The organism is Clostridium sp. AM33-3 (assembly GCF_003480315.1).
Lineage (GTDB): Bacteria > Bacillota > Clostridia > Lachnospirales > Lachnospiraceae > Brotaphodocola.
Window position 1 is genome coordinate 223,816 of sequence record NZ_QUIV01000001.1, and the last position, 24,753, is coordinate 248,568.

A 24,753-nucleotide genomic window follows, 5' to 3' on the forward strand; every position below is an offset into this window, starting at 1 on the left:
GCCTCCGCTATTTTTGATTCATTTATTAAAAGGATACTTCCTTTTCTTTCTGCTTCCGTTCCCGGAATTCCGTTTTGATTTCCGAAAGAAGTTCCGGTCGTTCCAGAATATCCACACAGGTTCCGGCAAGAATTTCTGCGCCGGACCGAAGTGCCTCATGTGCTTTTTCTGTTTTTCCGGCTTCCAGATATTCTTTAGAATGTGCCGCAGTTCCCTCCGGGACAAAAGCGGTCCGGATACAGCAGCCCGGAACATCATACATTACATTTCCAAAGTCTGTAGAGCCCGTTTTTTCTCTTGGTCCGGCAAGCTGCGGAGCTTTAAATTCCTCAGCATTTTCCATGATCAGATTGTTTAATGTCATGCATGGGATTTTGGCCTGGAACGGATAGCTGCGCTCAATCTCACAGGTAGTTCCGGTCATAAGACAGGCACCCTTTAAAATATCCTGAAATCTGGGAACAATTACCTTTTCCAGATAGTCTGTACTATAAGAGCGCAGCGTATATTCAGCTTTTGCCCTTCCCGGAACAATGTTTGACGGTCCGCCGGCATCGAGGATCGTGTAATGCATACGGGAATCTTCCAGCAGATGTTCCCGCAAAAATTCACCTTTTATCAGTATATGCGGAATTTTCACTATCCGAAGCCGGTGCGCTGCTTTCGGATCGGCAATCCTGCCATGAAAACAGGCTACTCCATCGTCACATTAAAAGGCAAGCAGGTCATTGCCCCCCATGGAAAGACTGATTACACTGTTTCATCAGTTTTCTTAGGGTTTTTGTCCCATCCTCGCTTATGCGTGCCGGCTCAGGAGCGGGCGGCCGCATAAGCTTCTTCAAAGAGAGTTTCCTGTGCGTTCAGGCAGGAATCGCCGTCCGGCTCTATTTTGTAGCTGCCGTCCGGCTGCTGTACCCTGGCCTTAACATTATCGCTCATCATAGTTAAAAACATTTCACGGATCCGGCATTTTAAACCGTTGTCATATACCGGTACAGCCACCTCAACCCGGCGCAGCGTATTTCTTGTCATAAAATCTGCGGAGGAAATATAGATGCTGTCGCGCTCCGGCGTTCCGAATATATAGATTCTGGAATGCTCCAGATAACGTCCTACAATACTGCGTATCTGTATGTTTTCCGTTTTTCCCGGGACTCCGGATTTCAGGCAGCAGATTCCTCTTACGACCATTTCAATCTTTACACCTGCTTTTGAGGCTTCTACCAGCTTGTCAATGATGCGTTTATCGGTAAGAGAATTGATCTTAATGCCAATGTACGCCGGTTTTCCGGCCAAAGCGGTCTGAATCTCCCTGTCGATCATAGAAAGAACAGGCTCCTGAAGGCATTTCGGGGCAACCAGTAATTTTTCTGATTTTTCTACCGTGTCACCGATCAGGATGGACTGAAATACACGCAGCGCGTCCTCTCCGATTTCCGTATTTGCGGTAATCAGGGAAAGATCTGTGTACATGCGGGATGTTTTTTCATTATAATTTCCTGTACCAACCTGCGTGATATACTGGATATTATTTCCGTCTTTTCTGGTTATAAGGCACAGCTTAGAATGAACCTTCAGACCATCAATACCATATACGACATGGCAACCCGCGTCTTCCAGGCGGCGGCTCCACTCAATGTTGTTCGCTTCATCAAAGCGCGCCTTTAATTCCACCAGCACGTCTACCTGTTTGCCGTTTTCAGCTGCTTCTACCAGTGCCTCCACAACTTTGGAATTCTTTGCCAGACGGTATAAGGTCATTCGGATAGAAACTACCTTGGGGTCATTGGCTGCTTCTGACAGCATATTTAAAAACGGCCGGATGCTTTCATATGGATAGGAAAGCAGGACGTCATGATCCAGGATCTGCGGAATGACCGGGCTTGCGGAATCCAGCTGGGAGGTAGCCTGCGGAAGCCGTTTCGGAAATACAAGATCCGGATTTTTACGGAGTACATCTTCCAACGCAAACAGGAAAGACAGATCCAATGGCGCTTTGGAATAAAAAACCTGATCCTTGGTCAGTTCCAGATAATTACAGACGGTATCCATCATCTTTGGGGCTATATCTCTGGTCAGTTCCAGACGCACCGGCGCCAGCTTTTTCCTTAATTTAACGACCTGGGCCATCTGATCCCGGTAATTCAGATCCTCATCATAAACCTTGTTCACATCAATATCTGCATTTCTGGTAACTCTCAGCACCGATTTTTCCAGTACTTTATAACCGGAAAAGGCAGCCGGGAGGAAATGCAGGATCAGCTCTTCCAACAGCATGTAGGTAGATTCCAGTCCGGGAACCGGGATCAGCCGTGAGATCATCTCATTGCTGCACGGAATGATTCCAATCTTTTCTTTTCCGCTTTTGGTACCAAGAATTGCAAGTACATAGATTTCCTGTCCTTTTAAAAACGGAAACGGCTGTTTACGACCAACGATCATGAGAGAAAGCAGCGGAAGTACTTCCCTGCGGAAATAATCTTCCAGATATTTTCCGTCTGCCTTGCTCAGATCCCTGAATGAAACCAGGCGCACGCCTTCATTGGCCACCAGCTCCATGACATGGGTGTATATCGTATCCTTTCTGTCGTTTAAGATGTTGACCCGCTTTAAAATGGCATCGATCTGTTCCTGTGGTGTCATGTTCGTCTTGTTTTCCCTGTTGTCGCCCGGCAGTAATTTCATATCTTCCAGGGAGCCGACACGGACCATAAAAAACTCATCCAGGTTGGACTGATATATTGAAAGAAAGGACATGCGTTCACAAAGCGGAACCTTCTCATTTTCTGCTTCTTCCAGCACGCGTTCGTTAAATTTCAGCCAGGATAATTCGCGGTTGACGTAAATGCTGGTATGTTTATCTTCTACAGTGTTTGGTTTTGCAGCCATGTTAATGCCTCCTGTTGTTACGGGATGCCTCCCGTGTTTTACTATGTAACAATAGATTTTTCCGATCAGTTTCCAAAGCAAATCCCTATCTCCTTTGCCTGTGCGATCATTTCATGCTCTGGCGGTACTGTTTTCAGCTTGCCGCTTACTTCCTCCAGCGGCACTGCAACCAGCTTGCCATCCCGTAAAGCTACCATAAATCCATATTGTTCTTCCAGGATCAGCTGAGCAGCAAAGGAGCCAAGACGTGATGCCAGAACCCGGTCATATGCAATGGATGGATAAGTATTTCTGGATTTTTTCTTTTTGTATTCCCTCTTGGTCAGGGCTGCATCTTCTTTGGAGATTGCGCCTTCCGACACGGCCAGAATGGAAAAATGCTTTCCGCTCTCCGTACGCTGTTTCAGCGCATCGGCTACCTTGTGGATATCATAGGGCAATTCCGGCAAAAGAATGACATCGGCTCCTCCGGCAATTCAGGCATGAAGGGTAAGCCATCCTGTTTTATGTCCCATCACTTCCACAATAAAGATCCGGCTGTGGGAAGCTGCCGTCGTATGGATGCAGTCAATAGCATGTGTTGCGATATCCAGGGCACTGTGAAAACCAAACATCATGTCAGTTCCCCAGATATCATTATCGATGGTTTTGGGAAGGGTAACCACGTTGAGGCCTTCCTGCTTTAACAGGTTGGCAGTCTTGTGCGTTCCGTTTCCGCCAAGGATCACAAGACAGTCCAGCTTCCATTTGCGGTAATGATTCTTCATGGCCTTGACCTTATCCAGCCCCTGCTCATCCGGAACATGCATCTGCTTAAAGGGTTGTCTTGAGGTTCCGAGAATGGTTCCGCCAATCGTCAGGATCCCGGAAAAATCGGAAGGCTTCATCTTTTTTCTGTTTCCATAGATCAGGCCCTTATAGCCATCTAAAATTCCATAAATCTCAATCTCGGCTTCTTTTTCATACAGCGCCTTGGCAACTCCGCGCATAGCCGCATTTAAGCTCTGGCAGTCGCCGCCGCTGGTCAGGATTCCGATTTTTTTCTTTGTATTTCACTCCAGTTTTTATAAGTTTTCTCGTAAATTTTGAGGATTTGCTCTTCTGATAAATTTTGCACCGGATTCTCTGCCTGTACCAGGATCGCAATAGCATCTTTCCCGATGACCTGGGTGTTCAAAAGCTCTTTTTCGTAATCCTTCAGCGAGCGGGAAGTCATAGCCAGATCGCAGGAGCCCTCTAAGGCTGCATTCAGACCGGAGGTGGAATCGGTTGTCTCGATCAGGATCTGCACGTGCTTATTATATTTCTGATAATCCTCTGCAAGTGATGTCAGAATCGGAGCTGCTGAAGAAGAACCGTTTATCCGGATGGTTCCAGATGACTGGTCTGAAAGAAAGGTATTTGTTTTTCCTGCCGGGACACAAAACTGTTCTACAATCTGCTGCCCTGCCGTTTTGATATAGGCAAGAAAATCCGATTCGGCCTCACTCAGCTCACCGGTGTAAGCCAGTAAATACTCCCTGCACAGCGGATAGGTTCCGTTTTTGATCGTGTCTGCTGACGGCTGAATTCCCTCCACGGAAAGAATCTTCGTTTTTTTATATCCTTTACAGAACTGAATGCTGCATAACCAATTGCGCCTTTGGAAGCTGAAATCTGGTTTATCACATTTTCCGTGGAATCCGCTTCTGTATCAGAAGCATTTTGCTGCAGATGGATCAGATTTTCAAATTCCGCTTTTGTTCCGGAACCGTCTTCCCTGGAAATGGTGGTAATAGCTCCAAGGCCGGACAGATCCGGCAGTTCAGTCTGTTGCCGGCATCCGTCAAGAAGCAGGGCAATTCCGGCTATTGCCAGAAGCGATGCGATGCTGTCTGTCCGTCTCATTCTGCTGTGCCTCCTGTTTTATACTGATCCTGTTCAGCATTGTTCTGATACAATTTCTGGAAGGAGATGTTATCCATTGCCTCCTCGGAAATGCTGACACAGTTGTCTGCAATACGGTCAATATTGTAGAGCATATTAGAATACTGCATGGTCAGATCGGAAGAACAGGTATTTTTCTTGATACGTGCCATATGAGCCTTGTTATTCTGCTTCTGAAGCTTACGGATTTTGTTTTTATCCTTGGATACTTTTGCTACAATATCCTTATCTCCATTTTCCAGAGCCTGCATGGCAGTCACAAACAGATTTTTCAGTGTTCCGATCCCTGTCTCCAGCTCATGCAGGGCCTCTGCGGAAAAGACGCCGCCATGCTCCTGGGAAAATTCAGCCACCGTACCGATTTCCTTGCAGCGATCAGCAATACGGTCAATGTTGTTGTTGATGTAAAGCAGACCTGCTGCCTGTTCGGACTGCTGTTCGGTCAGAGTACCGCTGGCAAACATTTTTACAATATAACCGCCAATCTGTTCCTGAAGCTTCTTCACCGCAAAATGCATCTCTTTAAAATCCTGATACGCTGCCAGTGGTTCTTTTCCCACAAATGCAAGCTTCATGCTCTCCATCATCTGCTTGGTAAAATCAGACACACGCTTGATCTCCTCAGAAACCAGATACAGAGCCGCTGCAGGCTGTGTCAGCACACGGTTTTCCAGGAATTGCGGTTCAAAGGTCTGGCGCTCCTGCTGATCCTGCCCGCGCACCAGACAGGTGACGATCTTTACCATAACCGGGATTAACGGAAGCCATATCAGAGTGCAGACAATATTGAAGGTCGTATGCGCATTTGCGATCTGTCTGGAAATCACGTCCAGCTCCGGCCCTTTTGGAGAAATAAAACGTACAAAAGCCGCCAGTACCGGAATCATAAATAAAAATACAATACTTCCCGTAATATTAAAAACGCTGTGAGCCAATGCAGTTCTTTTTGCGTTTTTGGACTGGCCGATTGAAGCAAGAAGGGCGGTGATCGTGGTACCGATGTTATCACCCAGAAGGATCGGAATCGCTCCGGTGAGTCCAATGACACTGGTTATTCCATCCGGACCGGCCTGAGATGCGAAATTCTGAAGAACAGCGATGGTTGCGGAACTGCTCTGTACAACAAGCGTCATGCCTGCACCAAGCAAAACACCAAGAACCGGAATATGGGAAACCTTCCCCATCATGTCTACAAAAAACGGACTGCTGGCAAGTGGTTTCATAACAGTACCCATAATTTCTATACCTTCAAAAAGCAGTCCGAAAGAGAAAATAACCATACCGATATTTTTAATTTTTTCTTTTTTGCTGACAAAATTCAGAAGAAAACCAATAAAAATAATCGGATAAATATAATTGCTGATCTTAAATGCCATCAGCTGGGCCGTCATGGTCGTACCGATATTGGCACCGAAAATAACGGAAATGGCCTGAGGAAGACTCATCAGGCCAGCACTGACAAATCCGATCACCATGACAGTGGTGGCGGAGCTGCTCTGTAAAACTGCAGTTACCAATGCTCCTGCCAGAGCTCCCATCACTGCATTTCTGGTAAGAAAGCTGAGTATCTTTTTCATTCCCTCTCCAGCGGCCTTCTGAAGCGCGTCACTCATGCTGTTCATGCCATATAAAAACAGGGCAAGACCACCGATGAGGCCAAAAAAGATCTTTACGTTTTCATTCATGTTTTCCTTCTCCTTTGTACATACTCGAAAATTCATTTACTCATCCTTTTCAGCATATACCAGAAGCATGGATTTCTCTACCGCGCCGCAGTTAAGAGAATGTTAAATCCATGTAAAATCAGCAAAGCTTGCTTTCATTTGCCACCAGGCGGAAACGGCATCCCAGACACTCCGCGGCCCTTTTGCACATGATCATGCGCTCAAGAAAAATCTCAAAATAATCCATCAGGCTGCAGATGGAATCATCCAATTCCAGATTCATCTGGATCAGACGCTTTTCCCGGTCAATTTTAAGACTGGAAGAAAGTGCCGCATAATTTACACGGTCGTGGATATCGAATTTGGCTTTGTTGGGATTCTGTACCCGGTTTCTTCTGACATCTGTTTTATCAGCAAGGATCAAAGCGGCTGAGACCGGATCGATGGCCGTTCCGGTGCCCTCATCATGATGTCCGATGGCAGCAGTGACCGTAAGGATCTGTTCCAGCTCCATATTGCGTTCTTTTAAGATTCCGTAAGCCAGAATTGCTCCGCTGTGCGCATGGTCGTGACGGTTTACACTATTGCCAATATCATGCATATATCCGGCAATTTTTGCCAGTTCAATGGTTCTCTTTTTGTATCCCAGCTCTTTTAAAATCATACCGGCGGTCTCCGCCGCTTTTGCCGCGTGTTTCCGCGAATGTTCCGTATAGCCAAGCTCCCGGAGAACCTCATTTCCCTTTTCAATCAGTAAATTAATTTCTCTGTCTTTTCGGATTTCTGTAATATCTGGTTTCATGTAGATTTTTCTTCCTTCTTTTTTTCCTTTTCAAATGCGTTACAGACGTTTGCATGCATCCAGGGCAAGCTCTGACCGTTCACATTCTTCCATATCCATGGTAATCTGCCAGCAAAGCGGACTGCCCTTCATATGTTCCGACGCATAAGATAATCCATTTGTCCGTTCATCTAAAAATGGCCGGTCAATCTGATTGGAATCTCCAAGGAGAATCAGCTTTGTACCTCTTCCAGCACGTGTGATAATTCCTTTTATCTGGTTTGGGGTGGCATTTTGTGCTTCATCAATGATCAGATAGGTTTTTTCAATGGAGCGGCCCCGAAGAAAATTAAGGGCTTCCGTCTGGATGAGCCCGCGCTCAAATAATTCCTCTATTTTTCCCTGAAGCTCCAACTCATCTTTGTAACGCTCTTCTTCATTTGAATCAATCAGCTGTTCCAGATTATCCATGATCGGACGCATCAGAGGAGAAATTTTTTCCTGCTCATCGCCGGGAAGAAAGCCAATATCGGAGTCAAACTGGACATTCGGCCGGCAGATCAAAATTCTGCGGTATTCTCCTGTCGGATGATTCAACAGTTTTTCCAGTCCGACGGCAAGCGAATAAAATGTCTTACTGGTACCAGCTACTCCTTTTACAATCACAAGCGGTGCTTTCTCAGCAGGCTGCATCAGTGCTTCCTGCAAAAAATACTGTCCGGTATTGCGTGGGGAAATTCCATAGGGTTTCGTCTTTCGATAATCCAGCTTTTTCAAATTGTCCCCCTCGACACGCGCCAGATGTGTTTTTTTAGCGGACTGATCCGCATGAATCGTAACAAATTGATTTTCAAAAAACGTTACAGGCTGTTTTGTTCCGTCCGGGTTGCCGGAATATGCATAATCGCAGGGGATTCCCTTCTTTTTAAAGTCCTTGAACAATTCCTCCGGAACATAGGCCTCGGTACGGCCATGGTACTGCTTTTCATGTTCTTCCACTTGTTCTGCCATAAAATCCTGGGCAGAAAGTCCAACCAGCTGTGCTTTTAAACGAAGCAGGATATCCTTTGTAACAAGTGTGACCGGAATATCCTGGTTTTTGGTCAGTCCGAGGCATACTTGCAGAATCCGGTTATCTGCCATATTATCAGGAAGCTCAGGCGGAAGCTGCACATCAATAAAGTTTTTTTCAATTCGCAGGCTCCCGCCATTTTCTAACATAACTCCTTCCAGAAGATTTCCTGTCTGACAAAGATTTTCTAACCTGCGGATTGCTTTTCTGGCGTTTGCGCCCTTTTCACCTTCTGCTGTTTTCAAACGATCCAGCTCTTCCACTACGACAAGCGGAATAACAATCTGATTTTCTTCAAAGACATCCATTGAAGCCGGAGTCTGGATTAAAACATTGGTATCAAGCACGTAACATTTCATGTTTTGGATCACCCTCTCTTTTTGTATACAGGAAGTATAACGGTAAAATATGAGGTTTAAATTCTATCCAGTTAAAATTTATGTAAAAACAGCAAAAAAAGCCATTGCAAAACAGTTTTACAAATTCTGTTTTACAATGACTTTTCATTTTTTTGCGTTCAGTGCGCTGGCCTGATGATCCAGATATCTGATATTTTACACACCCTCTTCTATTCAGACATTTCTTCTTTCAGCAGCAAGTCTTTAAAAATCAAACGAAGAATCCAGATTGCCAGGATCGTGGTTCCGATGTCAGCTAACGGCTGTGCGATCTGGATACCAAGAATGCCGATGGCCGGTGTCAGGATCAGAAGCAGTGGGATCAGAAACCACCCCTGTCTTGCGGTGGAGACCACTGTAGCCCAGGTGCCATATCCCATGGACTGCGGTGTCATATTGCCCATAACAGTGATACCCATGAGCGGCAGCGTGCAAAGCTGCAGGCGGAGAGCCAGTGTACCGATCCGGATCACATCCATATCATCCTTGCGGAATACTGCCACAATATTGCCGGAAAATATAAGGCCGATCACGGCAAATACCAAAAGAACGGCTGTACTGACCTTAATACAGAACACACAGGCCTCTTTCACACGTCTGTACATGCCTGCTCCGAAACAATAGCTGCAGACCGGCTGGAACCCCTGTCCAAAACCGATCATGGCAGAGCCGACAAACATCATAAACCGGTTGACAATGGACATGGCTGCAATCGCTGCGTCACCGTAGGGCTGCGCCATGATATTCATGATGATCGTTGCTACGCTGGCAATGCCCTGACGTCCCAAGGATGCTATGCCGCCGTATAGAATTTGTCCATAGAGTCTGAGCGTTGGGCGGAACTTTCGGATATCAATCGAAATGCAGTCCTTGCGAAGGTTGCACATGGCAAGCAGAATGCAGAAGCTGACAAACTGCGAGATTCCGGTAGCCAGCGCCGCTCCTGCCGTTCCCATATCCATGCCGAAAATAAAAACCGGATCCAGGACAATGTTTAAAATACCGCCGGTGGTAATGCCGACCATGGCAAAAAGGGCTTTCCCCTGGAAACGCAGGATATTGTTCATGATAAAGGATGTCATCATAAACGGTGCCGCAAGTAAAATGTAGGAAGCATAGGCTTCTGCGTAAGGCGCGATGGTCACGGTAGATCCCAACATCATAACCAGCGCATGGATATTGGCCGTGCCAAGCACGGTAATGACAAGTCCCATGCCGAAGCCGGTAAAAAAACCGATGGAGGCAAGCTTCTCCGCCAGTTCTCGGTTTCCGGCACCGATCAGTCTGGCAATGTAGTTGCCGGAGCCAATGCCGATCATAAAGGATAATGCCTGGATGATGGCCATGGCAGAAAAAATAATGCCCACGGCACCGGAGGCGCTGGTCCCGAGCTGACTTACAAAAAAAGTATCCGCCATGTTGTAGATGGAAGTCACCAGCATGCTGATGATGGTCGGAACGGCCAGCTTCGAGATCACGCGTCCTACCGGCGCATGGGCCATTTCATAGTACTGGTCATGTGTTTCTTTCGTCTGTTCCATGATAATATCTCCTGTCGAGTCGTAATGTCAGACAATCTCCTGATGTTGTCACTCGATTGCCTCGCCGTTCGCCATAACCGTGCCAGCACGTTTCCGGCTCTCTTGCGCTCGTTACATTATATCATCAATCAAACGATTGCGCCATGCCCAATCCATGTGATTCTTTTATTTTGCTTTTTTCTTTTTGATATCTCCCCATGCATAGATAACCAGGGCCAGTGCAATGACACCGTAGGAAATGAATACACGGAAGTACTCACCGATGGCCGCGTCACCGAACAGATTTTTTCCGGCGGACGGTGCAACGATGAATAAGAGGTGGAACAGGATACAGCCGAGAAGCGCCTGCCCATTGGTTGCTTTCTTAATGGAAGCGCCGCCTACCAGGATTGCCGCGCCTGCGTAAAGGCCGACCTGCTCATGGGCACCGTAGGTCTGGAAGGAACCCATATTCTGTACGAAGATGAGCTGTCCCCATCCGGCCAGCACGGTGGAAATGATGATGGCGATCACGCGGACACGGTCTACGTTGATGCCGGCTGCGTTCGCCACGGTACGGTTCTGACCGACTGCGCGGAACTGCTGTCCGATGCGGGTTTTCATGATCGCGTTGTTGAACACGCATAACAGTGCCACGATCAGGAAGGTGACCATCGGTACGCTGACCATGGAAAATGCCGCAGTCACGAATGGAAGCTGCGCAATGATGGCAACTGCCACACAGATGCCGGTGCGGGTCAGCGCTTTCTTTTTGTCTTCCTTCTTTGTGGCAAGCTTCACCAGGCTCCACACAGCAATCAGTCCGCAGAGGATCAGTGCTGCAGTGCCAAAGGGTACGCGACACAATCCGTCCAGCGCGTATTTGAAGCCGCGCTCAGTGGAAAGGTCAATGGTATTTGCCACACCGGTGGAACCCTTGATGACCAGGCCCGGTGCCTTTAACGGAATCAGGTTTCCGAAAATGAACAGGAATAACAGCTGATACAGTCCGTTGGCGAAATAGCCGAGAATCAGGCCGCCGATCATCTCCTGGCCTTTCATCTTGTTCATCAGCTTACCGATAAGGAAACCGAAGAAGGCTGCGATCGGCATGGTGATGGCCATGGCAGTCAGGAATCCGGCAAGGCCGCTGATGCCCCACTCAATGACCCACAGCGCCGCGATCTGGGCCGCCATGGCGCCGATGGTGATGGCAAAGTTGATTCCCATGCCGGCAATGATCGGAATGATCAGAGCCAGAACAATAAAGGAGTTTCGGCTTAAACGTCCAAACAGCTCATACATCACATAAGAAACCGTCTGTCCGGAGCATACCAGACCGATGAGGCACAGTACGACGAACATCACGGTAACCGCATTTTTCTGCAGAATTTCACGAAGATCCCATTTATTACGCACGAGACTCACCTCCTGACTTTGTAAGCGCATATAGAATGATTCCGTTGGAGATCAGGATACGAAGGGTCTCTGAGATGGTGGAACCCGGAACCAGCACGTTGGCTACCGGCATGCCCAGCGTCAGAACGCCCTGGAATAAGAACGTACCGATCAGAACGTGGCTGATCTTACAGCGGGTGGTGGATGCGCCTCCGATCAGGATTGCGGATGCGGCGATAAAGCCCATCTGGCGCGGTGCGGTGTAAAGCTGCATGAAGCCGTAGCTCTGGGAGTATACCAGAATTCCCACAGCGCCCAGCACGGTGGAAAGAACGGTTCCTACAATACGCATGCGGTCTACGTTGATGCCGACGGATTCAGCAAAGCGCGGGTTGTTGCCCACAGCCTGCATGGCCTGTCCGGTCTTGCTTCTGGAGAACAGCCATACCAGCGCGCAGCAGACTGCCATGAAGAGCAGCAGGCCGGTCGGAATGGTAAACTCTCCGATCTGGAATGCCAGAAAATCATTTAAGATGTGACGGAAGTTTGTTGAATCCAGGCCAATGGTATTACGCAGTCCGGTTCCCAGCGGCCAGCGCAGCTTCAGGGAATGGAACGGAAGCACCAGCCATGCGATACACATCAGGGAAACGATGGAAAATCCAACGTATGTAGTAACGGACATCTCGGAACCTTTCAGACGGTTTAACATCAGGGCGTATAAGTATCCGCAGACTGCAGCCAGTACAGAGCCTGCCACAATGGCAAATATGAAGCCGCCCCATCCCGGGATGCCAAGCTCAATGGTCAACAGGCCGCCGATGAGTCCTGCTACCAGACCGATCGGAAGGCCCAGGTTTAAGCTGATGCCGCACTGGATACCCGGCACCATAGCCAGAACCATGATGGCGTTCATGCCCATGCGGACCACAGTATTGCTTAACAGGGTAGACAAGGACAGGTCATACCACAGGGTCATAAAGCACAGCAGGATAAAGAATACGCCGATGATGACTCTTGGAATACCCAGCTTTGCCACCAGAACCTGATGGAATAATAACAGAAGTGCCACGACAATCAGGGCACATGCCAGATAGATCATATCGTCTGCACGGCGGATCAGACGCTGCGCAGTGGTCTCCTTCGCGCTGCTCTGCTCCATATAACGGTCATACTGGGTGGAGAAGCTGTCACCGGACTGGTACAGGATTCCCTCTACCGTCTCTTCCAGAGTTTCCAGCGCCTCATCCGTCAGGACCGGGTAGATTTTCTTCAACTCCGCTCCCACCTGGGCGTAGGTTGTTTTCGCTTCCTCCTGCTTTACAAGCATTTCCTCTGTCGGCTCAAAGCCGGACATATCCACAACAACTTCGTCGTCCTCCGGAACTTCCTGTCCGGCTGCCAGCATTTCCTCATGCTTCTGTTCCAGAGCCGCTTCCGCCTCTGCGTAATGCGCTTCCTCATAGGTGCTGCGCGCAGCAGCCTCTGCTTCCGCATAGGCCTTTACAGCTTCTGTGTAAACATCCACTGCCGCAGAAAGGTCTGCCGTTTCCACAGACAGGGAATCTGCCGCTGCGCCGCCCTCGTACTTCGCACGGGTCTCGGCCTCGGCCTTCTCTACTGCCTCACGGATGGCTGCCATGCCGCCGCCGGCTTCCTTGGCCTGTTTCTGGGCCTCCTGCTTGGCAATGGCTACATAGCTCTCTACCACGCTGTCACCGGTCGCGCTTAAAAGGGTCTGGATGCGGAGCTGCTGCAGGATTTCCTGGCCGGCTGCCCCGTTCTGCTTTGGTATGTTGATCAGGCCAAGTAGCAGACAGACGGCAGCAGCCGCAATGCAGAGAACCGCAATCATTTTCTGTATCTTCTGTTTCGTCATGCGTTCGTTCCCTCCTTTTCCAGATGTTCAGATGGCCGGATGCCGGACATGGCCAGACCGTAATCCGCGTCAGAAGCCTGCGGAGACAGGATGTCTACCAGCTTTCCTTCTGATACGATGGCAATGCGGTCAGACACACTCTTAAGCTCCTGAAGCTCGGAAGAAATGATGACCACCGTCATGCCAAGCTCCCTGTTTAAGCGCACCAGGGTTTCCAGCACCAGCTTTTTCGCACCGATGTCGATGCCTCGGGTCGGCTCAGATACGAACAGGAATTTCGGGGAGGTGCAGAGGGCTTTTGCGATGCAGACCTTCTGCTGGTTGCCGCCGGATAAGGTGCCGGAGTGCTGGGTCGGTCCAAAGCAGCGGATATCCAGGCTCTTGATATACTCCTCGGCAGTCTGGCGGACCTTCCTGCTGTCTACCAGGGTAAACGGTCCAATCTTTTTCAGATACTCATCTTTGATCTGCATGGAATTGAACACGATGTTGTCTTCAATGGAACGGTCCAGAAGCAGGCCCACGCCTTTCCGGTCCTCCGATACCATGGCCACACCGGCCTTCAGTACTTCCCGGGTATCCATGAGGTTCAGCTTTTCTCCAAACAGGGTAACCTCGCCTTCTACCTCATAAAGGCCCATGATGCCGTTGGAGATGCCAAGTTTTCCCTGACCGGCCAGTCCGCCGATCCCCAGAATCTCGCCCTCGATGACATCCAGCGACAGGCCGTTCACGCGTTCGCCCGGCATATTGACGTAAAGGTCTTTGATGCTCATGGCAACCTTGCCCTGCGGCACCGGACGCGGTTCTACCTCGGCCATGGACTCACCCTTGCGTCCTACCATCAGCTCCGCGATCTCACGGATGCTGGTATTCTTTGTCTCGCGGGTTGCCACCAGCTTTCCATCACGGAGAATGGTAATGTTGTTGGAAGCAGCCATAACCTCATCCAGACGATGTGTGATAAAGATAATGGCAATGCCGCTCTCCGCAATCTTCTTCATCACGGAGATAAGCTGTGCTGCCTCACTCTCGGTTAAAACAGCGGTCGGCTCGTCGAATACCAGAAGCTTCACGCCGGTCTTATCAATCTCTCTTGCAATCTCCACAAACTGCATATAGCCGACCGGGAGACCCTGTACCAGGGTGTTTTCGTCGATGGACATGCCCACATGATCCAGCGCGGTGCGCGCATCTGTCTGCATGGCCTTCATGTCCAGTCCTTCCAGGTTCTTGCCCAAAACGCGGCTAACTGGATTCGGACGGCAGATTTCACGGTTCAGTTTAATATTCTCCGTGATGGTAAAGCCCGGGAGCAGCATGAACTCCTGGTGTACCATGCCGATGCCCTTTTCCATGGCATCGTGGGGGGAAAGGATGCGCGTCTCCTCACCGTTTAAATAGACGCTTCCCTCAAATCCGCCGGTGCTGTGGATGACCGGCATACCGAACAGCACGTTCATCAGCGTGGATTTACCCGCACCGTTCTCTCCAAGGAGCGCATGGATCTCACCTTTTTTCACAGAGAGGGAAACGCCTTGAAGGACTGCGTTTTCCCCATACTGCTTACTAATGTTTTTCATCTCAAGAACATATTCTGTGTTCATGAAAAGCCCCTTTCTCTAAGATAGAAACAGGCACACCCGAAATCAATAGGGTATGCCTGTCTGCAGATTTCAGTCTTTTACTTTAAGTAATCGTTAAAATCAACCGGAGCAAGGAGAATTGTGTAATAGTTGTCAAATTCCTCGCCGTCCGCGTTCTTGTAGTTATTGATCTTGGCACCGTCAATCTTGGAGTTGAACAGCTCCTTCAGTTTCTCGGAATCATTATGGTCTGTGATCTCGCCGGTGATATAACCCTTTGCGTATTCCACACCAACCTCAATGATGGTCATAGCGACCGGAGATGCCCAGGTAGAGAAGCGGTCCACTGCGTCATGCTCTTTCAGCTTAGCCGCGATCTGCTCTAATGCCTCGGTGTCATCGCCGCCGATTGCAAGTTCCAGACCCAGAGTAGCCGGGAATGCATGATACGGGCTCGGGCAGCACGGCTGCGGATAATAAGCATTCGGCTCATCCAGGCACGCGGTCTGAAGAGACGGCTGCATACCACAGTTGGTGGTGAAGAAAGCTACTTTCTTGCCCTCGTATTTCTTTAACTGCTGCGGAACATCTTCCAGAATGAACTGCTGGGAAGCGGAAAGACCTGCCTCTGCAGTCGGATCCGGAGCGGTAACGTCTACCATTTCGATGCCAAGAGCCTCTGCGTTCTTCTTAAGCAGCTCATGACGTGCTACGATCAGCTCCATAGCCATGTGGCGCGGGAAGGAATAATGTACGAATACATCGATGCCCCACTCTGCGCATTTCTCCATGATGGTATCACCCTGCGCTGCCTCATCTGAATACAGTACGATGTCAGATGCTGCGGAGATAACAGCCGGATCTTCCTGCGGAGTACCCGCGATCAGAAGCATGTCGTCACGGCCCATCTCACGAACTTTGTCAAAACCTGCCTTTGCGCCAGGAACTGCCTGACACATCACAATAGCCTTTACATCCGGGTCGGACGCGAAGGATACGATCTGGGATACGGTGGTCTCCATCTCAGACATGAAGTTGTCCGGGTAAGTCGCGGTCACGATGTGCTCCGGTCCGTAGGTTTCCAGTGCACGCTCTGCCGCACGGAACTCCTCCTCGCCCTGGGACACGGTACCGGTTAAGATAGCTACCTTCCAGTTGTCAGAGCCCTCGGATTTTGCAGCTTCTGCTGCCTCGGTCACAGCGGCCTCTGTAGTTTTCTCAGCTCCTGCCGGTGCTGCGGTTGTTGCCGTTGCCGAGCTTTGGCCGCCGCATCCGGCCAGTCCCATTGTCATGGCTGCTGCGGTTACCAGTGCCATAAGTCTTCTCTTTTTCATAGTATTCCTCCTTCTCCTTAACAGCTTTTGCTGCCCTGATTCCGGCCGCGCAGCTAATCTTATTCCCCCTTTGCGCGCCGGGTGCAAATCCCACCTTTTTCGTGTGCGTTTGTGGCTTACACTTGTCTGTAAGTGTAACACAGTATTCTCATTTACGCAAGTACATTTTATTAAAAATGTTATGTTTGACCATAAAAAGTATACCTGTTTCCGTAGATTTCACAGAAAAAAGTGAGGCAGATTCCCAAAAATGTTGAAAATCTGCCTCACTTTTCTCATGAGTGTGTCACTTTTTGTGCACAAATGTTGTGTTTTTGTTTATTCCTAACGGTTGGCCAGTTCCTCGGTAATGTCCTCCCAGGTCACTCCGCGCTCCGCCATCAGCACCATGACATGATACAGGAAATCTGAAATCTCATACTTGATTTCCTCCGAGTCCGGGTTCTTGGCCGCAATGACGATCTCGGTGGCCTCCTCGCCGACCTTCTTTAAAATCTTATCAATTCCCTTATCGAACAGGTAGTTGGTGTAGGAGCCTTCCTTCGGATGGATCTTGCGGTCCTGGATCACGGAGAAGACATCCTCAAATACCTTAAGCGGGTTGGTTTCCCGATAGTCCTTTTCTGCCAGAGTCTGGAAAAAGCAGCTTCTGGAGCCGGTATGACAGGCCGCTCCGATCTGATGAACCTTTGCCAGGATGGTATCATTGTCGCAGTCTAAATGGAGGGATTTTACATACTGGAAATGTCCGGAGGTTTCCCCCTTTAACCACTGGCTCTTACGGCTGCGGCTGTAGTAGTGCATCTTGCCGGTACGCAGGGTGTCTGTGAAAGCCTGCTCGTTCATGTAAGCCAGCATCAGAACCTCCGAGGTCTTAAAGTCCTGGACAATGACCGGAACCAGGCCGTCAGCGTTTTTCTTGAAATCTTCCCAGGAAACGCTGCTCTTTAAAATATCAACGGAAATGCCAAGTGCGCCAAGCTCCTGCTTTTTCTCCATGTAATTTCCGTTTTCCGGCTTTTCATTTACCAGAATGATTCCGGCAGCAGGCTCTGCCTTGAGTTCTTTTGCGAGTGCTTCGGTTTCGCCGGATGAGCTCATGACATAATAGTGCATCTGCTCCTCCATGGTGCGGATCACCTCTGCGGCCTCCGGAAGTACTTCCTCTCCCAGAAATGCCATGGAGGCGCCAAGCTGGGCATATTCCGGAATGCGTTTTGTCTGTGCCGCGTCATTTAAACGGATGAAGATCTTCTCGCTGCCGAATCGGTCTGCCGCTTCTTTGATCATATCTACATTTTCCTCGACAGAGGCATCCAGAAATACGCCTTTAGCGCCTGCATAAAGATATTTCTTTACATCCTCCAGACGTTTTACCCGTCCGCCGGCAAAAATCGGAATGTCGATGGCTCTTGCCATTTTCCGGATCAGTCCGATGTGAAATTCATGCTCTTCATCCGTTTTTGCATTGTCCACAAATACCAGGCCATCCGCGCCATCGTTGCCGCATGCGGACGCATACGAAAGAAGCTCCTCTTCCTGTTTTTCATCGCAGCAAAGCTGCGCCAGTAACCGTTTAAATTCTGCCATAGCTATTCTCCCTGTTCAAACCGCGCTACCGCATCCGGCAGGCTGATTTTTTTCTCATACAATGCTTTTCCGATGATGGCGCCTTTGATACCGCAGTCATGCAGACGGGCAAGATCGTCCATGCAGGATACTCCTCCGGATGCGATCACATCCAGACCGGTCTTTTCTGTCAGAAGCTTTGTGTACTCCACGTTTGGCCCGGTTAAGGTTCCGTCCTTGGAAATATCTGTGTATACAATATGCTTTACGCCAAATTCCTTCATCTGCTGGCAAAGCTCCAGGGCGGAAAGGCTGCTGACCTTCTCCCAACCCTCTACGGCAACCATACCGTTTTTGGCGTCCACACCGGCCACAATGCGGTCCGCTCCAAAGGTTTCTACCAGCTCCTTCATAAATTCCGGCCGCTCTACGGCTCGGGTACCGATGATGCAGCGGGTGATGCCGAGGTCCAGCATATTTTTTACCGCCTCTGCGCTGCGGATACCGCCGCCCAGTTCAATCGGAACGGAAACGCTGGATGCAATGGCCCGGATGGCATCCTCGTTCACGGAATGTCCGGCCAGCGCGCCGTCCAGATCCACAATGTGGAGAAAAGATGCCCCCTGGCTGACCCAGAGCTTTGCCATGTCAGCCGGAGTATCGGAGTATACTTTTACGTTGTCAAATAATCCCTGGGTCAGGCGGACGCATTTTCCGCCCTTCATATCGATTGCCGGATATAACTGCATTGTGATTTCTCCTTTCCTACAGAACACCCTTCGTAGACAGAACGTCTGTGATGCGCGCATCATAGCGGGTGGCGCTGTCCAGTGCCTTCGCAAAAGCCTTGAAGGCGCCCTCAATGATATGATGGTTGTTGATGCCGCTTAACTGCTTTACATGCAGGTTCATCTCTGCGCCGTAAGATACCGCATAGAAAAACTCGCGGATCATCTCGGTTTCCAGATCGCCCACCTTTTCCCGGTCCAGATTTAAGTCATACACCAGATACGGACGTCCGCAAAGATCCAGAGAACACAAGAGCAGCGCCTCATCCATGGGAAGGATCATGGTACCGTAGCGGACAATGCCTTTTTTATCTCCCACAGCCTCTTTGATCGCCTTCCCTAGCACAATGCCGGTATCCTCAATGGTATGATGGGTATCGACCTCCAGATCTCCGTCCACCCGGAGACTTAAATCAAAAAGCCCATGCCGCGCAAAGCCGTTTAACATATGGTCAAAAAAGCCAATGCCGGTATGGATATCTGCTTTTCCGGTTCCGTCCAGATCCAGGGTCAGGCAGATTTTTGTTTCTTTTGTATTTCGTTCAATCGTTGCGCAGCGTGCCATAATACAGTTCCTCCCTCTTATTCAAAGCGGACACGGACGGAGTTGGCATGTGCGGTCAGGTGCTCTGCCTCTGCAAAGCTTTCGATATCCGTGTGTACTGCCTCGAGCGCTTCTCTGGAATAATAGATGATGCTGGATTTCTTGATGAAATCGTCTACGCCGAGAGGGGAGAAGAATTTTGCGGTTCCGTTGGTCGGAAGCACATGGTTCGGGCCTGCAAAGTAATCACCCAGCGGCTCAGAGCTGTATTCGCCCATAAAGATGGCACCGGCATTCTGGATCTTGGTCATGACCTCAAACGGGTTCTTTGTCACGATCTCCAGGTGCTCGGAAGCAATGGCGTTGGCAGTCTCAATAGCATCCTCCATGGAATCCGCTACCAGAATGTAGCCGTAGTTCTCTAGGGATTTCTCCAGGATTGCCTTTCTGGACAGCTTCTGTACGAAGGCTTCTGCCTCTGCGGATACTTTTTCTGCCAGCTCCATGCTGGTGGTAACCAGAATTGCGGATGCCAGCTCATCATGCTCAGCCTGGGACAAAAGATCGGCAGCCACAAAGCGAGGGTTTGCAGTCTCATCCGCCAGTACCAGGATCTCACTTGGTCCGGCAATGCTGTCGATGCTTACATGGCCATACACGGCCTTTTTCGCCAGAGCCACAAAGATGTTGCCCGGTCCTACGATTTTATTGACACGCGGAATGGATTTGGTACCAAATGCCAGAGCTGCGATGGCCTGGGCACCGCCCACCTTATAAACCTCAGTGGCACCGGCCAGGTGTGCCGCGATTAGGGTCACCGGATTGACCTTGCCGTCTTTTCCCGGCGGGGTCACCATGACGATCTTCTCAACTCCGGCCACTTCTGCCGGGATGATATTCATCAGAACGGAAGACGGATAAGCAGCTTTGCCGCCAGGCACATAAACGCCGACGCTGGAAAGTGCAGTTACCTTCTGCCCGAGGATGGTGCCGTTCGGCTTGCTGTCAAACCAGCTGTACTGCTTCTGTTTTTCATGGTACTCCCGGATGTTTTTCATGGATTTCTTCATGACTGCCAGAAGGCTCGGGTCAACCTGGGAAAGAGCCTCCTGAATCTCAGCCTGAGTCACGCGGATGTTGTCTGCAGACAGCTCTGCTCCGTCAAATTTTTTTGTATATTCAAAAAGGGCTTCATCGCCTCTGGCGCGGACATCGTCCACGATTGCCTGTACGGTGTCCTCATAGGCGCTGTAGTTATTTGGGTCACGTTTTAATAAATCTGCAAGGATGTTTGCCCTGCTCTGTTCATTTAATTTGACGATTCTCATGGTCTCTTATGCCTCCTGGATCAGATTTTTTAACTGCTGAATGATCTTTGTGATACGCTCATGCTCCCGTTTCATGCTGACCTGATTCACTACCATGCGTGCGGAAAGCGGGCAGACTTCTTCCAGTACGGTCAGGCCGTTTTCCCGCAGTGTAGAACCGGTCTCTACGATATCCACAATGACCTCGGAAAGGCCAACGATGGGTGCTAGCTCAATGGAACCGTTTAACTTGATGATTTCCACTGTCTGGTGTTTTTTATTATAGAAGTAATCCTTTGCGATGGCCGGGTACTTGGTAGCTACGCGGATGAGCTCATGGTGCTGCAGCAGCTCCCGTGCCGATTCGGGACCGCACACACACATGCGGCATTTGCCCAGCTTTAAGTCCAGCACCTCGTAAAGCTTTCGTCCCTCTTCCAGGATTGTATCTTTTCCTGCAATGCCGATATCGGCTGCGCCATACTCTACATAGGTCGGCACGTCATTGGCTTTTGCAAGAAAAAAACGATACCCAAGTTCCTCATTGGTGAAGATCAGCTTTCTTGTGTCCTTGTCCTTCATCTCTTCACAGGTAATGCCGATCTTTTCGAACAGATCCAGCGATTTATTTGCCAGCCGTCCCTTGGCCAGCGCAAATGTAAGATATCTCATAACGGCCAGTCTCCTTTAATGAATGTAATCCCGAACAGTTTCGGTGTATGCCTGACTGACAGAAACGCCTGTCTCCGTATCATAAACCACTGCAGTACTGCCATCTGCAGGAAGGCTGATGAGGCGGTGCATCTGGAACCGTCTTGCGTAATCCAGATATGCGTCCATGGTCTCCGCCTCCGTTCTTGGCGTAAGCTGTGCCGGGATTCCGGCATTGCGGAACTGGCACGCCAGGCGGATTGCCTTATCTCTTGCCTGCTGATCATACAGGATGATCGTGTCATTCATTTTGACATCGATGCGGATCTTCTGTCTGGAAAGCGCCAGAAGGAGCTGGTCTGCCATGATGGCAAAGCCGACTGCCGCTGCCTTTTTTCCGAACTGCTCCAGCAGCTTGTCGTACCGGCCGCCTGCCACAATATACTCGCCGGTTCCGTAGGTGTAGGCCTTGAAAATAATACCGGTATAATAGGAATATTTGCTCAGCATGCCAAGGTCATAGGAAACGTAATCCCCAAGACCGTAGCTGTCCAGGATCTCCTGTACCTCCTCCAAACGACGGATAGCCCCAAGGGCACGCGCATTGGTCGTCATGGATTTTGCCAGACGGATCTGGTCAATGTCTCCGAACAGCTCCGGAAGCTTCAGAAAGAGCTTTTTTAATTCCGCACCCATGGTCTGCTCGGATAAAAGCTCCTCCACGCCAAAATAGTTTTTATTTTCGATGAGGATACGAAGCTTTTCCTGCGTCTCCTCGTCCATACCGGATTCCTCCACCAGTCCGCGGTAAAATTCCACCTGGCCAAGTTCTACCTGGAACTCCTTTAAGCCGGTTTCCCGCAAGGCATCAATGACCATGGCGATCATCTCTGCATCCGCATCTGCTGTGTCATCTCCGATCAGCTCGGCACCGGTCTGGGTGGATTCCTTTAAACGGCCCTGATAACTGGTTCCATTGATGAAGGTCGGCCCAAGATAACAGAGACGCAGCGGTTTTGTCTCATCCATATAATACTTTGCAACGCAGCGGGCAATGGGAGGTGTCATATCCGGACGGAGCACCAGGGTGTTGTTGTCTCGGTCAAAAAACTTGTACATGCCCTGACTTCCCACACTTCCGCGCTCTTTCTTGAAAATATCAAAAAACTCAAATACCGGCGTTTCAATGCTCTGATATCCGTAAAGGCCGAACACATGCTGGATCTTCTGCTCCACCGCAAACTTTCTGGCACATTCCTCCGCATAAATGTCACGCACACCCTCCGGGGTATGCAGTAGCTGGTTGTTCATGTTCATAATCCCGTCTCCAATACTCTGTTATGGTAAAGTGCTAATTCATTAACGTGGTTTTAATTATAGGAGAAAGTATCTGAATTGTCAATCAATATCTTGTTTTTGTTTTGGCACTTAACCTTATTGTAAATCCTCATTCTAGCTCCGTCAAATACATTCCGGTTATATATATTAGTAATTTTTATATATAATTCCAGTTGTATAAATATAGTGATATATGATACACTGAATCTGTATTTTGCACACATGACACGATTACATACAGATTGGAAGGAGTTTAACAATCATGGGAGGTTTTTTTGGAGTAGTATCAAAACACGACTGTGTGATGGATCTGTTTTTTGGTACAGACTATCATTCTCACCTTGGAACACGCCGCGGCGGAATGGCCGTCTATGGAGAAAACGGATTTCAGAGGAGTATTCATAATATAGAAAATTCCCCGTTCCGGACAAAGTTTGAACGGGATGTAGAAGAGCTTTCCGGCAATGCCGGAATTGGCTCCATTTCGGATAATGAGCCGCAGCCGCTTCTGATCCACTCTCATCTTGGAAGCTACGCCATCGTTACCGTTGGCAAGATCAACAATGAAGCAGAGCTGATCGATCATGCCTTCAAAAACGGACACATTCATTTCATGGAAATGAGTGGCGGACGCATCAATGCCACAGAATTGACTGCAGCCATCATCAATCAGAAGCAGAGTCTGGTGGAAGGACTTTTGTATGCCCAGGAAATGATCCAGGGTTCCATGACCATTCTCCTCCTGACCCCGGATGGCATCTACGCTTCCAGAGACCGCTATGGACGTACTCCTCTGACGGTTGGACAGAAGGACGAGGCCTGCTGTGTTTCCTTTGAGAGCTTTGCCTATATCAATCTCGGATACCACGACTGCTATGAACTGGGACCAGGTGAGATTGTTCGCGTGAGCGCGGATGGTGTAACCCAGCTTTCCGCTCCGCGCAAAGAGATGAAGATCTGTTCCTTCCTGTGGGTTTATTATGGCTACCCTACCTCCAGCTATGAAGGAATCAACGTAGAAGAAATGCGTTACCGCTGCGGACAGATCCTGGCAGACCGGGATCTCGGATGCCATGGGTGCAGCCACTGTCCGGGACATGAAACTGCAGCTGGTTCCGGCAGCCAGGCTCCTGAAACTGCCTCTTCTGCCAAGCAGGACGCATCCAGCGCACCGACCGACACCATCCACCCGGATATTGTGGCAGGTGTTCCTGACTCCGGCATCGCCCACGCCATCGGCTATGCCAACGAGTCCGGCATCCCGTTTGCGCGTCCGTTCATCAAGTACACCCCAACCTGGCCGCGTTCCTTCATGCCGCAGAACCAGAGCCAGAGAAACTTAATCGCGAAGATGAAGCTGATCCCGGTCGGCGCGCTCATCCGCGACAAGAGCCTGCTCCTCATCGACGATTCCATTGTCCGCGGAACCCAGCTTGGCGAAACTACTGAGTTCCTTTATCAGAGCGGCGCCAAAGAAGTCCATATCCGCCCGGCTTGCCCGCCGCTTCTCTTCGGATGCAAGTACTTAAACTTCTCCCGATCCAACTCCGAACTGGACCTGATCACCCGCCGCATCATCCGCGACCGGGAGGGAGACAACGTATCCGAAGAAGTCCTCGCCGACTACGCCAACCCGGACAGCCAGAACTACCAGGAGATGGTCGAAGAAATCCGAAAACACCTAAACTTCACAACTCTCAAATTCCATCGGTTAGATGATCTGGTGAAATCCATCGGATTGCCAAAGGAATGCCTGTGCACATACTGCTGGGACGGACAGGAATAAAATTGCAATATTCAGACGTAACCACATAAGGTCCGAAGGTTCGGTCAGACCATACAGAATAAGCAGATGCTGTGAAATTTTGTACTTCATTCGCTCCGCCGCCTATTGCCAGACCTGCGAGCAAAACTCGCGTGCTCTGCACGCTCAGACAATGCTCTCCGGTCTGGCGCTATGCTCGCTCATGAAGAAAATTCCAACGCATCTGCTTATTCTGTATGGTCTGACCGAACCTTCTACTGTACTGGTTATTCTACGATATTAATAAATGCAATCAGAACGTTACTGACGAAAGCCTGTAAATCCGGCTTTTATTTAATAGTAGC

At 49.5% G+C, this 24,753-nt stretch carries 20 protein-coding genes and 1 pseudogene; 2 read left to right on the forward strand and 19 right to left on the reverse strand.

From position 1 onward, the window contains the following. Positions 1–25: 25 nt before the first annotated feature. Positions 26–574, reverse strand: a complete 549-nt coding sequence (locus tag DW819_RS01125; protein ID WP_207665285.1) for a hypothetical protein — start codon at positions 572–574, stop codon at positions 26–28. Here DW819_RS01125 and DW819_RS15530 point away from each other — a divergent pair. Then, positions 569–832 (forward strand): hypothetical protein, encoded by a 264-nt coding sequence (locus DW819_RS15530; RefSeq protein WP_207665286.1) that lies wholly within the window; start codon positions 569–571, stop codon positions 830–832. The genes DW819_RS01125 and DW819_RS15530 overlap by 6 nt on opposite strands. On the opposite strand, the gene ppk1 is transcribed toward DW819_RS15530, so the two are convergent. From ppk1 to hisZ, 18 genes and pseudogenes are all read right to left on the reverse strand, one after another. Further along, the gene (gene ppk1 / locus DW819_RS01130) at positions 811–2,889 is read right to left on the reverse strand and encodes a polyphosphate kinase 1 (protein WP_118731682.1); all 2,079 of its coding nucleotides are present in this window, start codon (positions 2,887–2,889) and stop codon (positions 811–813) included. The genes DW819_RS15530 and ppk1 overlap by 22 nt on opposite strands. A gap of 65 nt (positions 2,890–2,954) precedes the next feature. Further along, positions 2,955–3,878: pseudogene (locus DW819_RS01135) on the reverse strand (ATP-dependent 6-phosphofructokinase). A 35-nt stretch (positions 3,879–3,913) separates the two neighbouring features. Then, a complete protein-coding gene (locus DW819_RS01140; RefSeq protein WP_182432533.1) occupies positions 3,914–4,468 on the reverse strand; it encodes a substrate-binding domain-containing protein in 555 nt (184 codons plus the stop codon). Then, the gene (locus DW819_RS01145; protein ID WP_118731684.1) at positions 4,378–4,776 is read right to left on the reverse strand and encodes a substrate-binding domain-containing protein; all 399 of its coding nucleotides are present in this window, start codon (positions 4,774–4,776) and stop codon (positions 4,378–4,380) included. Before DW819_RS01145 ends, DW819_RS01140 begins: the two co-directional genes overlap by 91 nt. Further along, positions 4,773–6,500, reverse strand: a complete 1,728-nt coding sequence (locus tag DW819_RS01150; RefSeq protein ID WP_118731685.1) for a Na/Pi cotransporter family protein — start codon at positions 6,498–6,500, stop codon at positions 4,773–4,775. Before DW819_RS01150 ends, DW819_RS01145 begins: the two co-directional genes overlap by 4 nt. Positions 6,501–6,618: 118 nt before the next feature. Then, positions 6,619–7,281: an HD domain-containing protein gene (locus tag DW819_RS01155; protein WP_118731686.1), complete on the reverse strand. Its 663-nt coding sequence runs from the start codon at positions 7,279–7,281 to the stop codon at positions 6,619–6,621. A 39-nt stretch (positions 7,282–7,320) separates the two neighbouring features. After that, the gene (locus tag DW819_RS01160; protein WP_118731687.1) at positions 7,321–8,691 is read right to left on the reverse strand and encodes a PhoH family protein; all 1,371 of its coding nucleotides are present in this window, start codon (positions 8,689–8,691) and stop codon (positions 7,321–7,323) included. A 209-nt stretch (positions 8,692–8,900) separates the two neighbouring features. After that, positions 8,901–10,271 (reverse strand): MATE family efflux transporter, encoded by a 1,371-nt coding sequence (locus DW819_RS01165; protein ID WP_118731688.1) that lies wholly within the window; start codon positions 10,269–10,271, stop codon positions 8,901–8,903. 165 nt (positions 10,272–10,436) lie between these two features. After that, positions 10,437–11,669 carry an ABC transporter permease gene (locus tag DW819_RS01170; RefSeq protein WP_243025472.1) on the reverse strand — a complete coding sequence of 411 codons (1,233 nt, stop codon included), beginning with the start codon at positions 11,667–11,669 and terminating at the stop codon, positions 10,437–10,439. Next, the gene (locus tag DW819_RS15860; RefSeq protein WP_243025474.1) at positions 11,662–13,527 is read right to left on the reverse strand and encodes an ABC transporter permease; all 1,866 of its coding nucleotides are present in this window, start codon (positions 13,525–13,527) and stop codon (positions 11,662–11,664) included. The genes DW819_RS01170 and DW819_RS15860 overlap by 8 nt, the downstream gene beginning before the upstream one ends. After that, complete coding sequence (locus tag DW819_RS01180; RefSeq protein WP_118731690.1) at positions 13,524–15,134, reverse strand: sugar ABC transporter ATP-binding protein; 1,611 nt, start codon at positions 15,132–15,134, stop codon at positions 13,524–13,526. The genes DW819_RS15860 and DW819_RS01180 overlap by 4 nt, the downstream gene beginning before the upstream one ends. 77 nt (positions 15,135–15,211) lie before the next feature. Further along, a complete protein-coding gene (locus tag DW819_RS01185) occupies positions 15,212–16,447 on the reverse strand; it encodes a DUF3798 domain-containing protein (protein ID WP_118731691.1) in 1,236 nt (411 codons plus the stop codon). Between the two features lie 324 nt (positions 16,448–16,771). Next, entirely contained in the window at positions 16,772–18,037 is a 1,266-nt protein-coding gene (gene hisIE / locus DW819_RS01190; RefSeq protein ID WP_118731692.1) for a bifunctional phosphoribosyl-AMP cyclohydrolase/phosphoribosyl-ATP diphosphatase HisIE, read from the reverse strand. A gap of 2 nt (positions 18,038–18,039) precedes the next feature. Then, positions 18,040–18,765, reverse strand: a complete 726-nt coding sequence (gene hisA, locus DW819_RS01195) for a 1-(5-phosphoribosyl)-5-[(5-phosphoribosylamino)methylideneamino]imidazole-4-carboxamide isomerase (RefSeq protein WP_118731693.1) — start codon at positions 18,763–18,765, stop codon at positions 18,040–18,042. A gap of 16 nt (positions 18,766–18,781) precedes the next feature. Beyond that, the gene (hisB, locus tag DW819_RS01200; RefSeq protein ID WP_118731694.1) at positions 18,782–19,369 is read right to left on the reverse strand and encodes an imidazoleglycerol-phosphate dehydratase HisB; all 588 of its coding nucleotides are present in this window, start codon (positions 19,367–19,369) and stop codon (positions 18,782–18,784) included. Positions 19,370–19,386: 17 nt separating this feature from the next. Further along, entirely contained in the window at positions 19,387–20,676 is a 1,290-nt protein-coding gene (gene hisD, locus DW819_RS01205) for a histidinol dehydrogenase (protein ID WP_118731695.1), read from the reverse strand. A 6-nt stretch (positions 20,677–20,682) separates the two neighbouring features. Beyond that, entirely contained in the window at positions 20,683–21,327 is a 645-nt protein-coding gene (hisG, locus tag DW819_RS01210; RefSeq protein ID WP_182432534.1) for an ATP phosphoribosyltransferase, read from the reverse strand. A 15-nt stretch (positions 21,328–21,342) separates the two neighbouring features. Further along, positions 21,343–22,623 (reverse strand): ATP phosphoribosyltransferase regulatory subunit, encoded by a 1,281-nt coding sequence (hisZ, locus tag DW819_RS01215; protein ID WP_182432535.1) that lies wholly within the window; start codon positions 22,621–22,623, stop codon positions 21,343–21,345. A gap of 283 nt (positions 22,624–22,906) precedes the next feature. Here hisZ and DW819_RS15865 point away from each other — a divergent pair, with 283 nt between their 5' ends. Continuing rightward, on the forward strand, positions 22,907–24,430 hold the full coding sequence (locus tag DW819_RS15865) for an amidophosphoribosyltransferase (protein ID WP_243025476.1): 1,524 nt from the start codon (positions 22,907–22,909) through the stop codon (positions 24,428–24,430). Positions 24,431–24,753: the final 323 nt, after the last annotated feature.